Annotated in this window: 9 protein-coding genes, 1 rRNA gene and 1 pseudogene; 6 read left to right on the top strand and 5 right to left on the bottom strand. The window is 66.5% G+C overall.

The genetic code is table 11. The features are described from left to right. The first annotated feature begins 294 nt into the window (after positions 1–294). A 5S ribosomal RNA gene (rrf, locus tag NFU08_RS13605) occupies positions 295–411 on the top strand. Between the two features lie 206 nt (positions 412–617). On the opposite strand, the gene NFU08_RS13600 is transcribed toward rrf, so the two are convergent. After that, positions 618–1,907 (bottom strand): ISL3 family transposase, encoded by a 1,290-nt coding sequence (locus NFU08_RS13600; RefSeq protein WP_251424073.1) that lies wholly within the window; start codon positions 1,905–1,907, stop codon positions 618–620. Between the two features lie 387 nt (positions 1,908–2,294). Here NFU08_RS13600 and NFU08_RS13595 point away from each other — a divergent pair, with 387 nt between their 5' ends. The 5 genes and pseudogenes from NFU08_RS13595 (at position 2,295) to NFU08_RS13575 (ending at position 7,954) form a co-directional block, all read left to right on the top strand. After that, positions 2,295–2,582, top strand: a complete 288-nt coding sequence (locus NFU08_RS13595; RefSeq protein WP_009358243.1) for an HU family DNA-binding protein — start codon at positions 2,295–2,297, stop codon at positions 2,580–2,582. Between the two features lie 116 nt (positions 2,583–2,698). Beyond that, a complete protein-coding gene (locus NFU08_RS13590; protein ID WP_251424071.1) occupies positions 2,699–4,873 on the top strand; it encodes a cytochrome c oxidase assembly protein in 2,175 nt (724 codons plus the stop codon). Then, complete coding sequence (locus NFU08_RS13585) at positions 4,873–6,897, top strand: NHL domain-containing thioredoxin family protein (protein ID WP_174176064.1); 2,025 nt, start codon at positions 4,873–4,875, stop codon at positions 6,895–6,897. The genes NFU08_RS13590 and NFU08_RS13585 overlap by 1 nt, the downstream gene beginning before the upstream one ends. Before the next feature lie 175 nt (positions 6,898–7,072). After that, positions 7,073–7,204 (top strand): annotated as a pseudogene (locus NFU08_RS13580) (type IV toxin-antitoxin system AbiEi family antitoxin domain-containing protein); the annotation flags it as partial. A gap of 273 nt (positions 7,205–7,477) precedes the next feature. Continuing rightward, positions 7,478–7,954 carry an endonuclease domain-containing protein gene (locus tag NFU08_RS13575; protein ID WP_251424085.1) on the top strand — a complete coding sequence of 159 codons (477 nt, stop codon included), beginning with the start codon at positions 7,478–7,480 and terminating at the stop codon, positions 7,952–7,954. Between the two features lie 48 nt (positions 7,955–8,002). Here NFU08_RS13575 and NFU08_RS13570 read toward each other — a convergent pair whose 3' ends face one another. The 4 genes from NFU08_RS13570 to NFU08_RS13555 all read right to left on the bottom strand — a co-directional run bounded on the left by NFU08_RS13570 (position 8,003) and on the right by NFU08_RS13555 (position 13,359). Beyond that, positions 8,003–8,995 (bottom strand): hypothetical protein, encoded by a 993-nt coding sequence (locus NFU08_RS13570; RefSeq protein ID WP_174176068.1) that lies wholly within the window; start codon positions 8,993–8,995, stop codon positions 8,003–8,005. Positions 8,996–9,064: 69 nt separating this feature from the next. Further along, positions 9,065–10,798, bottom strand: coding sequence for a helicase HerA-like domain-containing protein (locus NFU08_RS13565; RefSeq protein ID WP_251424068.1), 1,734 nt, complete (start codon positions 10,796–10,798; stop codon positions 9,065–9,067). A 44-nt stretch (positions 10,799–10,842) separates the two neighbouring features. Further along, on the bottom strand, positions 10,843–11,415 hold the full coding sequence (locus NFU08_RS13560) for a GNAT family N-acetyltransferase (RefSeq protein ID WP_397425823.1): 573 nt from the start codon (positions 11,413–11,415) through the stop codon (positions 10,843–10,845). A 3-nt stretch (positions 11,416–11,418) separates the two neighbouring features. Continuing rightward, positions 11,419–13,359: an FAD/NAD(P)-binding domain-containing protein gene (locus NFU08_RS13555; RefSeq protein ID WP_251424067.1), complete on the bottom strand. Its 1,941-nt coding sequence runs from the start codon at positions 13,357–13,359 to the stop codon at positions 11,419–11,421. Positions 13,360–13,527 lie beyond the last annotated feature (168 nt).

Genomic DNA, 13,527 nt, shown 5'->3' with positions numbered 1-13,527 from the left:
GGTTGATAGGCCGGATGTGGAAGCGAGGACTAACGACTCGTGAAGCTGACCGGTACTAATAGGCCGATAACTTACACCACACACCCTTTTCGTGAACGGATTCAAAAGACGTTCACACCAGGAGAGGGTAAAAAGAAAAAACAAGACTGCTTGCGTCCACTATGTGGTTCCCAACCAACAAACCCGCCACGGGCACGTTGCGACAGGAACACAACTGAATAACAACACCACAATGTTGTAACCACAAAGATTTCCCACCCCCGGCATCAGACCCGGGCGGACGGGTACAAGGGTTACGGCGGTCATAGCGTGGGGGAAACGCCCGGTCCCATTCCGAACCCGGAAGCTAAGACCCACAGCGCCGATGGTACTGCACCCGGGAGGGTGTGGGAGAGTAGGTCACCGCCGGACACACATTAAAGGGTCGAGGCCCCAACCACCACGGTTGGGGCCTCCCACATTTAAACCCCCACCACACAAACTGGCCCGGCACCGCTCACAGCCACCACCAGGGCGGCCCCCGTACAGGCCCCCGGCACAGCCCACATCAAGTGAGAGAGCATCCCGGGAAACCGGCTCTTCACGGTTCGTGGTGAATGGTCTGCCGTGATGGGTGTTCATGCCGCTGTTCTTGCGGCACTGCGCAACAGGATACGCGTTTTGTAGTTGCGTGCGTTGGTGAATCCCCGGCCTGTCCTTTTGATGTGCTTGATCGCGGTGTTGTTGGCTTCCACTTTTGCCGTTGTCGCGCCGGTGACGATGAGGACTTCGATCTCTTTCCACCATCGGCAAACCGTGCGCCAGAGCCGGTTCGTTTCCGGTTGCGCGGCGTGCTGAACCAGGGTTTGCAGCCGTTCTTTCGCGGCCGCGGCACCGGCAAGAGACCCTGTGGCCAACAGCGTCCTCAGCTGTTCCTTCACCAGCCAGGCGGCCTGCAGTTTCCCGGTGGCGTCGTCAGCGGCGAACACCGTGGCCAGCCTGTCCCGTGCCCGGTCCGAAAGCGTGTCCCCGGCCCGGAGCAACAGTCGCCGGTTGGCCCAGACCGGGTCGACGGAGCGACCGCGCCGGCCAAGGACCTGCTGGGTGAGCCGCTGCCGGACCTCGGTGAGCATGTCATTGCCGAGCTTGACCAGGTGGAACGCGTCGACCGACACTGCGGTGCGCGGCAGCCACATCCGCAGGGCCTTGCGGAACGCCGCGGACGGGTCGATCGCGACGACCTGCACGCCCAAGCGCCATTCCAGCGGGCGGGCGAAGAGCCAGTTACCGACGCCCTCGCTGTCGCGGCCATCGACGATTCCCAGGACCTGTCCGGTGTCCAGATCGACAATGGTTGTCATCCACGGTTCGTACCGTTTCCAGGCCTTGGTGGCCGGGTCGCGGAAGAACCGCACGGACCGGTAGCGGTGTTCATCAATGCCGAGCATTCGCGGGGCCAGGGCGTCGACATCCGGCAGCGTCAGCGCCGCGGAGTCTAGTGCCCGCTGCACGAGCCACCAGGAAACACCGAACGAGGAGGCGGCCTCCGCGGCGGCCCTTCCGGACCCGATCACGGCGGCCACGAGGGCGTCGCGCAACCGGCGGGTGGACCGTGCCCGGCGCGGAACCTGGGCGGTCTCCTCGGTGAACGTCCGGCGCGGGCACAAGTACTCATCGCAAAAGAATCTTCGCTTGGCCCACTGCACTTCGACCGGCCCCGCGACAGGGATGTCGCGCAGGCGTTGTGGCCGACGTGAATGAACACGGCCGCTGATCACACCGCAGCACGGACAGCCCGCCTCAGCGGTGGCCACCACGTGGATCCGCCGCTGTCCGAACGCGAGGACCTCGGTACCGGTGACGCGGTACTCAGGCAGATTGAAGATGGCGGTGGCAGCATCGGGGCGCGGCGAAGTAGGCTCGATCAAGGCTCGTAGCTCCTGACTCTGATGAATGCGTAGAGAACATCCATCACAGCAGGGCTACGAGCCCTTCAGCTTTCAAGACACGGAACCTGTTTCACCATCAACCGCGAAGAGCCGGGAAACCCCACATCGAGTGAGAGAGCGTCCCGGGAAACACCACATGAAGTGAGAGAGCGTCCCAGGGAGAAGCCGGGGGAGAGGTCCAAGGGCGTCCGCTGGTGGCTGAATCCGGGGCAGAAAACCTCTAAAACGCGGTGATTAACCTCAAAAAGTGGCGGAAACACGCGGAATTTGCGGAACCGGGGGGCCCAAGCTGGTAAGTTTTCGAACAGTGGCTTGTGCGCATGCCGCGTTCAGGCTCCAGAATCATGACCGTCCAGGAGGACATAAATGGCTAAGAACCGTAGTGAACTTGTTGCAGAGGTAGCAGGCAAGGCCGGCACCAGCCAGGCAGCCGTCAACTCCGTCCTCGACGCACTGTTCGAGGTTTTCGAGACTTCTGTCGCCGCGGGCGAGAAGATCACCATCCCGGGCTGGCTCGCCGTCGAGCGCACCGACCGTGCAGCACGTACCGGCCGCAACCCGCAGACCGGCGAGACCATCCAGATCGCGGCAGGCCACAGCGTCAAGCTGACCGCCGGCTCCAAGCTGAAGGCTGCAGTCTCCAACAAGAAGTAAGCTTCTTCCTTCCCGGCACGTAGCCGGCGCAGGAAAAGGAGCGGCAACCACCCGGTTGCCGCTCCTTTTGCTTTTAAGGCCGATTCGCGGGCCGGGCAGGCGTAGCGGACAATGGAATGGTGTCTTCTGCCGCAAAACCACGTTCCACCCACCCCCAGTCCGTTTCAGTCAAGGGAGCGCGGGGCAACGGTGCGCCAGGCCAAGACAGCAGGTCCCTGGGGATCCCCCGCGGATGGCAGCTGGCCGGACTGGCTGCCCTTTTCCTGGGCCTTGCAGCGGCGCTGTTTTTCTCCGGTGCGGCAGGCGCCCGGGCCGTGTCTGACCCTGGAGCGTTGGTCCGCTGGGGCCTCCCTGTCAGCAAGGCCATCCACAACGTCTCGTTGGCGACTGTCATCGGCGGCCTGATCTTCGCCGTCGGCATCCTCCCCCACAGTGCCGGGCCCCGCAGCCGGGCCAAGGAAGCTGCCGGCGGTGAAGCGCCGGAGCATCCCGCCTTCAGCCGCGCGCTGGCCGTGGCGTCGGCGGCAGGTGCCGCGTGGACGCTGTCCGCCATCGCCGTCCTGGTGCTGACCTACTCGGACGTGGCGGGGCAGGGACTCTCCGGTGACCCGGAGTTCACGCAGGCACTGGTCTTCTTCATGACGGACATCGAGACGGGGCGGGCCTGGCTGGCCGTCACCATCATCGCGGCCATTGTGACGACGGCGCTGTTCGGGGTGAGGTCCCTTGGAGGACTTGCGCTGACGCTGGTCCTGGCCCTGGTAGGGCTGATCCCCACCGCCCTGATTGGCCATTCCTCGAGCTCCGCCGACCATGAAGGCGCCATCAACTCGCTGGGCCTGCACCTGGTGGGTGTCAGCACCTGGGTGGGCGGCATCATCATGCTGGCCCTGCTGTCCGGAATCCTGACGGGCCCCAAAGCCGCAGCGTCCGCCGACATCACGGAACCCACGCTCCGCCGGTTCTCCTCGCTCGCGGGCTTCGCCTTCGTGCTGGTGCTCGCCTCGGGCATCATCAACGCGAGCATCAGGATCACCAACTGGGCAGACCTCTTTGGTTCTCCTTACGGCCAGCTGATCCTGGCCAAATCAGCGGCCACCCTTGTCCTGGGCGGAATCGGGTTCATGCACCGGCAGTGGGTGATCCCGCAGCTGGGCCGCAAGGGCTCCACAGTGTCTTCACGACGCGTGCTCTGGCAGCTGGTCCTGGCGGAATTCCTGGTGATGGGCGCAACGTCCGGCGTCGCCGTCGCCCTGGGCCGTTCCGCCCCACCGGAGCCCACAACCTTCGCCCCGGACGCCTCGCCGGCCTTCATCCTCACGGGCTACGAACTTCCCCCTGAACTGACACCGGAGCGGTGGCTCACCGAGTGGCGCCTGGACTGGCTCTGGATCGCCGCGGCGCTGTTCGGGCTTGTGGCGTATTTCCTGGGCGTGGCCAAGGTCCACCGGCGCGGGGACACGTGGCAGTGGTTCCGTTCCGTGAACTGGGTCATCGGCCTCCTGGTCCTGACCTACATCACGTCCGGCCCGCCGTCGGTCTATGGCCGCATACTGTTCTCGGCACACATGGTGGACCATATGGCACTGACCATGGTGGCGCCCATCTTCCTGGTCCTGGGTGCGCCGGTGACGCTCGCCCTGCGGGCCCTGCCGGCCCGGGGTGACGGCTCCAGGGGCGCCCGGGAATGGCTGCTGGTGTTCATCCACTCGAAGTTCTCCCAGCTGGTCACCCACCCGCTCTTTGCGGCAGCCAACTTTGCCGGCTCCATTGTGCTTTTCTACTACTCGGACCTGTTCGGCTTCGCCATGCGGGAGCACGTGGGCCACGAGCTGATGATTGTCCACTTCCTGCTCACCGGGTACATCTTTGTGCTGACCATGATCGGCACCGACCCGCTGCCGCGCCGGGCGCCGTACCCCATGCGGCTCCTGCTGCTCCTGGCCACCATGGGCTTCCACGCCTTCTTCGGCGTCGCCATCATGGGCGGGACCAACCTCCTTGCCGCGGACTACTTTGGGAACCTGGGCAGGGAGTGGGGCCCCTCGGCCCTCCTGGACCAGCAGAAGGGCGGCGCCGTGGCCTGGGGCATCGGCGAGGTCCCCACGCTGCTGGTGGCGCTCGGCGTCGCCATCATGTGGTCCCGGTCTGACCAGCGGGAGACCAAACGCGTGGACAGGGCCGCGGACAGGAATAACGACGCCGATCTCACCGCTTACAACGATATGTTTGCCAAATTGGCCGAACGCGACGCCAGGCTGGCTGAACGCAACAAGCTGGAAGGACGCTGATGAGCGAAACCGTACGCACGCATGCCCGGGTCCGGGCCTCCGAACTGGTGGGCCGCAACTGGTTGAACACCGGCGGCAAAACCCTTGATCTTGAGGCCCTGCGCGGCAAGATCGTGCTGCTGGATTTCTGGACCTTCTGCTGCATCAATTGCCTGCATGTCCTGGACGAACTCCGGCCGCTGGAGGAACAGTACTCCGACGTCCTGGTCACGGTGGGCGTCCACTCGCCCAAGTTCGAGCACGAGGCCGATCCGGTGGCGCTGGCCGCCGCCGTTGAGCGCTACGAGATCCACCACCCGGTCCTGGACGATCCCGAGCTGGAGACCTGGAAGGCCTACACTGCCCGCGCCTGGCCCACCCTGGTGGTCATCGACCCCGAGGGCTACATCGTGGCTCACCTGTCCGGTGAAGGCCATGCGGACGGCCTGGCGGTGCTGATTCCCGAGCTCATCGCACAACATGAGGCCAAGGGGACGCTGCACCGCGGCTCCGGCCCGTACGTGGCCCCGGAGCCCACCTCCGGCACCCTGCGCTTCCCGGGCAAGGCACTGTTCCTTCCGCCGGGCCGCGGTTCCACCGCCGTGAATGGAACGTCCGACGACGGCGCAGCGGCAGGTGCTGCAGGAAACGGTGCTGCCGGCAAGGGTTCGTGGCTGGTCACCGACACGGGACACCACCGGCTGGTGGAGCTCGGCACGGACTTCCATACCGTCCTGGGCACCTTTGGTTCCGGGGCGAGGGGTCACGCGGACGGCCCCGCCGCCGGGGATTCCGCCGTGGCACAGTTCAACGAGCCCCAAGGCCTGGTCCTGCTGCCGGAAGACGTGGCAGCCAAGGCCGGGTACGACGTCGTGATTGCCGACTCCGTCAACCACCGGCTCCGTGGACTGTCCCTTGCGGACGGCAAGGCCTCCACCCTTGCCGGCAGCGGCGTCCAGCGGCTGCTGGAGGCCGGACCGGCACGCGTGGACGAGGACGCAGCCGGATTCACCGGCCAGCTCGGCGGGCACCCGCTGGACGTGGCACTGAGCTCGCCGTGGGATGTTGTCTGGTCGCGCAAGCTCAACGCCGTGGTCATCGCCATGGCGGGTGTGCACCAGATCTTCAGTTTCGACCCCCTCACCGGGGCGGTGGCCATCGTGGCCGGCAACGGCCTGGAGGGCCTGCTGGACGGTCCGGCCCACGAGGCCTGGTTCGCCCAGCCCTCCGGCCTGGCCGAAGACGCCGAGGGCAACATCTGGGTAGCCGACTCCGAAACGTCCGCCCTCCGCAAGCTGGCAATTGACGACGACGGCACGGTCACCGTGGAGTCCGCCATCGGCAAGGGGCTGTTCGACTTCGGCTTCCGGGACGGCGCGGCCGCCGAGGCACGCCTCCAGCACCCCTTGGGCGTGACCGTCCTGCCGGACGGCTCGGTGGCGGTGGCCGACACCTACAACGGCGCCGTGCGGCGGTACGACCCCGCCTCCGGCGCAGTGTCCACCCTGGCGCGCGGCCTCCTGGAGCCGTCCGACGTGATTGTGGACCACACGCACTCGGCCGGGTCGGAGCCGCTGCTGGTGGTGGTGGAGGCGAACAAGCACCAGGTGGTGTTCGTTCCGATCCCCAAGGAAGCCCAGCAGGTGGATGAGGGCGCGGTCCAGACGCACCGGCCCAAGAGCCCCGTGGCGCCGGGCCCCCTGGAACTGACGGTCCGCTTCACCGCCCCCACCGGGCAGAAGCTGGATGACCGCTGGGGCGATCCCACCCAGCTGAAGATCTCCTCCACACCGCCGGAGCTGCTGGCCTCCGGCGGCGGAACCTCGGTGGGGCTGCTCCGCACCCTGGAGCTTTCACCGGACGTGCCGGAGGGAATCCTGCACATCACTGCACGGGCCGCCGCCTGCGATGGCCCCGAGACGGAGGACGGCGAGATCCCGGACCACGCCGCCTGCCACCTCTACCAGCAGGACTGGGGCATCCCCGTGGTCCTGCAGGGCGACGGCGACACCGAGCTCGTGCTGGACCTTCGCGGCATGGACTGACGCCCCGCCGTCGTCCTGAGTCTGCTTAAGTGGCCCGGTTTTCCACCCCATGAGGAGTTGGAACCGGGCCTTTTTGTTGCTGCTTCCCCAAAAAGAGGGCCAGCGTGGGGCCGTCTTGTTCACATAGCACCGCTCGAGGCTGACGCCAGGCCCGGATGGCAGACATTGTGGCCTGATGGACCCAACGGAAATCCTAAAGTCAGCTGGCGGAGTGTTGTTGCGACGGGATGTGCTGGCCGCCGGTGCCACGGATACGGAGCTTCGTCGTGCGGTCCGCAGCGGCCAGGTGCTTCGGCTCGATCGGGGACTGGTGGCTGTGGCTGACGCAGACGCTGAACTGGTGGCTGCGGGGCGCGCCCGCAGTCTGGTCACCTGCGTTTCCGCAGCCCCTGCATACAGCCTCTGGCGACTCAGCCCTCCTGCCAGACCCCACTACTGGCAGAGCAACGGCCGAAGCCCGGTACGGTGTGTCAGCCACCGTACCGGCTTAACGCAGCCGCCCCGCCATCGGACGCTCGCAGCCCTACCTGATGTTCTGCTTCATGCCCTGCTATGCCTGCCGGAACTCGAGTCCCTGGTGATGGTGGAGTGTGCGTACAACCGCGGAGACATCGATCCGCCGTACCTCTTCCGCCACTTGGACGGACCCCGGTGCGGCAAAGCGCGGAATGTGGTGTCCAAGGTTGACCGGGGTGCGGATTCCCTGCTGGAAACCCTGGCCCGGGTGCTGTTCCGGGATGCAGGCATTCTTACCGAAACCCAAGTGTGGATCGATGGCATCGGTCGTGTTGACTTCCTCTTGGAGGGGTTCCTTATCGTGGAGATTGACGGGCTGGCCTTCCACCTTGAGGCCAGGCAGTTCAAGAGGGACCGTCGCAGGGACAACTCCGCAGTACTGCAGGGCCTTCCTGTGCTGCGATTCTTCTACGACGACGTGGTTTATTCACCCGAAGCTGTCCTGGCCACGGTCCGCGAGGTTCTTGCCCGTGGCTCGCTGCGGTGGCCGCAACCAAACCGGCCCGGTTATTCGCCCAGCTGGCGCCACAACGGCTGGTAAACCTGCTGTTTGGCCACCAAAACTGGGCCAGTGTGGCGGGGGCAGGCCCTAGAAGCTCAGTACCGGGGTGACCTTCACTGTGTCCCCGGTGACGTCCAGGCGGGTGGTGAAGCTGAAGTCCACTTCCTCGTTGAGGGGGTACCAGGCCCCCGTGAACAGATTCTGCTGCAGGGCCTCCACCTTCGCTTTGCCGTCGAGCGGAGCCACCACCCAGCGCCCGTCGAAGGGTTCAATGGACACGTTGGGGTATTCCGTCACGGTCCATTTGATGCTGCCGTCCTGCACTGTGTTGTTGCTGGCGTAATAGAACGGGCAGTCCGGCTGGAGTTTCTGTTCCTTGGCAGCGACGGCGGCACAGCTGTCCAGGAATTCCCTGACCTTCGCTGACACGTCCTTCTTCAGGTTGTCCGTGGCCTGGGTGAGGAGATTGAGCGGCGCCACCGGGGCGTCCCGTGCCGTCACCGTGGCACGGGAGGGGGCCGCCGAAAAATACTCCCCGTTCACGGAGGCCTCGTACTCGCCGGGGTAGAAGACCGCAAAGGAGTTCCGGCCGTTGGGCATGTTGACGGGGACGCCGTTGACGGTGGCCTCACTGGAATTGACCACCGTGATGTCCATCGTGGGCAGCCGGGACGGAACGAAAGCCCAGGTGTTGAAGAAGATCCACTCGGTCCCGGTCTTGCGCAGCAGGAATTCAGTACGCAGCCGGCTGCCGTCAATGGTGTACTCCAGGGGCACCATGACCTGGTTGTCCGGGCGTTCCTCGGCGTCACCGATATCCACGTTCGTCAACCGGGACGTCGCGGTCTGCAGGGCCGTGCCGTCCAGCATGGCGGCGTTGCTGGGCGGGACAGTGGCGCGGAGCAGCCCCAGCGCCTTCCCGCCGTCGCCGCTCTGCAGCGCGTCCAGATATTCACGCACAGGCTGCTGGGGACTGGCCACGGTGTTGTTGACCAGGTTCACCGCCACCACGGCGCCGGCGACGGCAAGCATGAGTCCCAGCAGCCATCCGGCTGCGATCCTCACCAACGCTTGACTCATCTGCACGTTCCATACGTTACCTGCCATGCGTCCGACGGCGGCAGTTGAGTCAGCTGGATGCGGTCCGTTTTAGCGGCGGCGGCGCCGGGACGACGTGCCGAACACCCCGCGCAGAAGTTCCCGTCCGAGCTGGGTGCCGATGGACCTGGCCATGCTCTTGAGCCCGCCGCCCAGGGCGCCGCCGAGCATTCCGCCGATGTCGCCTACCATCGAGTCTCCCGCACCCGGGCGCGGGGCCGGGGCGTTTTCGGCCGGCGTGCGGCGCCTTGTTTCGGCGGACGGGGCGGGTCTGCTGCTCGGCCGCCCAAGGATCTCCTCCTCGATCCGGCGTGCCTCGGCGTCGACGTCGTCCTGGTCTGCCCCGCCCTGAACCGGTCCGCCCTGAACCGGTCCGCCCTGAACCGGTTCGCGCGGAACAGATCCGCCGGCTGCGGGTCCGGTGGGCGCGGCGGCCTTCCCTGACAGTTTTTCGAAGGCCGAGTGGTTGTCCACTGCTGTCCCGTACTTTGTCAGCAGGGCCGAGCCTGCCACGGTGCTCCGGACCAGGGCTTCGTCGCTGGGGCCCATCACGGACTCGGGGGCGCGGAGCCTGGTGAGCGCCACCGGTGTCGGGGCGCCCTTCTCGTTCATGACGGTGATGACGGCCTCGCCGATGCCTGCAGAGGTGAGTGTCTCTTCGAGGTCGTAGTCGCTCATGGGGAACGTGGACACCGTGGCTTTGAGGGCCTTGGCGTCCTCGGGGGTAAACGCGCGGAGGGCGTGCTGCACACGGTTTGCCAGCTGGCCGAGGACCTCGGCGGGGACGTCCTTGGGGGTCTGGGTGACGAAGAAGATCCCCACGCCCTTGGACCGGATGAGCCGGACCGTGGTGGTGATGGCTTCCAGGAAGGCTTTGGAAGCGTCGTTGAAGAGGAGGTGGGCTTCGTCGAGGAAGAACACCAGCTTGGGCTTGTCCAGGTCGCCGGCCTCGGGCAGGTCCTCGAAAAGGTCCGCCAGCAGCCACATGAGGAAGGTGGAGAACAGCATGGGCTTGGTCTGCAGCGTGGGCAGCTCCAGGCAGGTGATCACCCCGCGTCCGTCCGGGGCGGTCCGCAGCAGCTCCGCGGTGTCGAACTCAGGCTCACCGAAGAACTTCTCCAGGCCCTGCGCCTCAAGGCTTACCAGCTCCCGCAGGATAACCCCGGCAGTGGCCTTGGACAGCCCGCCGAGTTCCTCAAGCTGGTCCTTGCCTTCGGCCGAGGTGAGGAACTGGATGACTGCGCGGAGGTCCTTGAGGTCGATGAGCTCCAGGCCGTTCTTGTCCGCGAAGTAGAACACCAGCTGCAGGCTCGATTCCTGCGTGTCGTTCAGCTCCATGATCCGCGAGAGCAGGATGGGGCCGAACGAGGATACGGTCGCGCGTACCGGGACGCCGTTGCCGTCGCCGCCCAGGGCCAGGAACTCCACCGGGAACGTCCGGCCCTGCCAGTCCTGCCCGATGCCCTCGGTACGTGCGGTCAGCTTTTCACTGCCGGTGGCGGCGGTGGCCAGGCCGGACAGGTCGCCCTTGATGTCGGCCAGGAAGACCGGCACCCCGGCGGTGGAAAGCTGCTCGGCCATCATGTGCAGCGTGACGGTTTTGCCCGTGCCGGTGGCGCCGGCGACGAGTCCGTGCCGGTTCATCATCGATAGCGGCAGCCGCACCGGCGCGTCCTTGTGGAGTTCGCCGTCGATGATGGCGGCCCCCAATTCGATGGTGGCGCCTTCCAGCGTGTAGCCCTTCTGGAGGGTGGCGAGCTTTTCTGATGTGGTTTTGTTGGCCATGGCGCTAGCTTAGCGGCGGCTGCGCCTCCGTGGCCGGTATGCCCTCACTTCCGTGGGCCTTCGGGAAGTTCCTTGGTGAACGCCAGGAACTTGAGTGTTTCAGGGTCGGCATCCAGGTCGAACTGCGGCCGGTAGCCGGCCTTGAGGTACAGGTTCCTGGCTTCGGGCTGGCGGGGCCCGGTGGTGAGGTAGATGCGCATGTAGCCCCGCCGGGCCGCCAGTGCTTCCAGCTCGGCCAGCACCAGCCTTCCCAGGCCCCGGCGGCGGTGTCCCGAGTGCGTCCAGATTCGCTTCAGCTCCGCCGTGCTGGCGTCATAGCGGCGGAAGGCGCCGCCGGCAATGGATTTAGCATCCTCCAGGATCATCAGGAGTGCCCCTCCCGGCGCCGCGAACTCCGCGGCGGGGTAGCGGTTCAGTTCCTCCGCGGCGGCTTTCCTGCCGAAGAGGTCGCCGTACCGGGTGTCGTACTCGACGGCGAGTTCGTCCAGGAGCGGCCGGACCCGCAGATCGTCCATGGGGAGGTTGAGGACTTCCAGCGCGGCCGGGTCAAGCGGGCGTGCACCGTCCAGGGATCCGGCGCTGCGGGACGGGTGCCTGAGGGAAGGTTCAGCGGTCATGGTTCAGTTTTTTCCGACGACGGCGGGCGCGGTGGACAAGGCGGCGGAAGGTTCCGCCGTGAGGCCGCGGGCAACGGAGAGGATGATCCGGGCCAGGGCATCGTTCTCGCGGAAGGGTGCGGCGTTGGTGCCCGGCCGGGCGAATGCTCCTGCTCCCCAGCCCGAGGTCCCAGGCCCGACGGCAAACACCGTGGCCTGCGGCTGCCCCTGGGCATCCACCAGCTGGTGCCGGGAGGTGACCAGCAGTTTCCCGGTGGAATGGATGCCGTCCGCCGTGAGCAGCTGCTGCTCCGTGCCCAAGCCGCTGCGGTGCAGGGACTCAAGAGCCGGGTTGAGCGAGCGGGCCACGGAGGTGCCAGGGAGCCGTGCTTCGATGAAGGCCGTGGCTGCAAGGGTGCCGGGGAACTGCGGCGAACTGGCCCGGAAGGTGCCGTCGGCCTCGTCGGTGGAGATCTCAAGGTTGGGCCCGAGGAACTGCAGCAGCCCGGCCCGGTGCAGGGCGAGCATCTGCCGGAGCCTGTGGGGCGGCGGCCCGGAATCCACAAAGCTGAAGAAGCCGTGCCACCAGCCGTGGATGGCCTGCTGGGAGCGGGCGCCGAGCCGCTCCAGTGGGACCACGCGGCCCACCTCCATGTAGACGTGCAGCAGCGCGAGGAACAGCGCGAGCGTTTCGGGATGGTCGGGGCTGTCCCGGAGTGCCAGGTCATGCTCGATGTAACCGGCCACGGCGTCCTGCACTTCCTGCCGGTCCGTGAACAGGCGCCCTTCCAGGGGCCGGTCCAGCCGTTCCAGGTCCAGATGCAGGGCGCTATCCGGTACGGCAGCGGCCACGAGTTCCTCCCGGCGGGCGCTGTACCAGTCCAGCGCCGCGTAGCGGGCCGCGAACTCGTCCCAGTCCATGGCGGCCCGGGCGGGGCTGCCCGTCAGCAGCTCCCGGTAGTAGCCGTAGCCCGCCTCCTTGGCGATCAGCGGCCACAGGTCCCTGCGGAAGTCCAGTTCCCCGTGCCGCTCCAGCAGGGCTTCCACCGCCGCGGCGGTGAAGAAACGCAGCGGTCCCGGAGCCTCGCCGCGGAGCGTTGCGGAGATCTTCGAGTGGTACGGCACTCCCCAGCGGGACCCAGCCCAAAGCCGGGGTTCCCTGCCCGACGCGACATACTGGAGGCCGCCGTCGGATGTTTCCTCAAACCGGCCGCCGCGTCCCTCCGTCAGGAGGACCAGCAGGTCCACAAAGGCGAGGCCCATGCCGGACACGATGACGTCCTGTCCGGGGGCTATGGGGGAGTAGTCGACGTCGGTGGTGTAGCCGGGTGCCGCATGGAAACCGCCGTGACGCCTGGCAAAACCGGACCAGGCGGCCGAGGCGGCATCCGGGCGCGAATCGGTATGCCCAAGCGCGTTCACCAGGATGTCCGCGCGCAGGGTCCGCCCGTTCGCAAGCTCTACGGCATGGCCACCGCCTTCAAGCGCGGTGACGTCCACAGCCATGGTCCGGTGCACCGTCACGCTGCGCCCCAGGGACTTCGCGGTTCGGCGGAAGAACCACTCCAGGTACTGGCTTTGCAGCTGGCGGGTGGGAAAGCTGGCGCGGTTGAGCTGCCTGAGCTGCTCCCACAGAAGCTGCGGAAAGTCCGGCACGTCGGTAATCGAACCGTCCACTACGCCGGCAGCCCATTCGGCGAGGCCCGGACCCGGGACCGCAGGACCCAGGCATTCCACGGACCCGTCCGTGAACATCGTGACGTCAGCGGCAGTGGAGTTCAGCAGAAGGCCCGGATGCTGGTCGTACCGCCAGATGCGTCCAGAGCCAGGGACGTACGGCTCCACAACGTGGATGTCCAGCGGCCCGGTGAAGAGCTCCGAACGGTTGGCGGCGATCCGTTCGAGCACGCCGGCCGTCCGGGGACCGCCGCCGATGAAGACGACGGCGGGAATGTTCGCTGGCATGGCGCTCCTGGCTATGGAGGGGAAGGGCGGCTGGGAGTGCCCATGCTAGGCAGCGTTTCCGACGGCGGTCGAGCGCTTTGTCACGGCCGTTAACTGCGCGTCACACCGCGTCAAGCAACGCAAGAATCCGACTCATGACGCCGTGCGAACCCCGGTGAAGTTATGCAA

Source organism: Pseudarthrobacter sp. NCCP-2145, assembly GCF_023708005.1.
GTDB lineage: Bacteria > Actinomycetota > Actinomycetes > Actinomycetales > Micrococcaceae > Arthrobacter > Arthrobacter oxydans.
The sequence above is the reverse complement of the archived record's forward strand: the minus strand, read 5'-3'. Positions and strand labels throughout refer to the sequence as shown.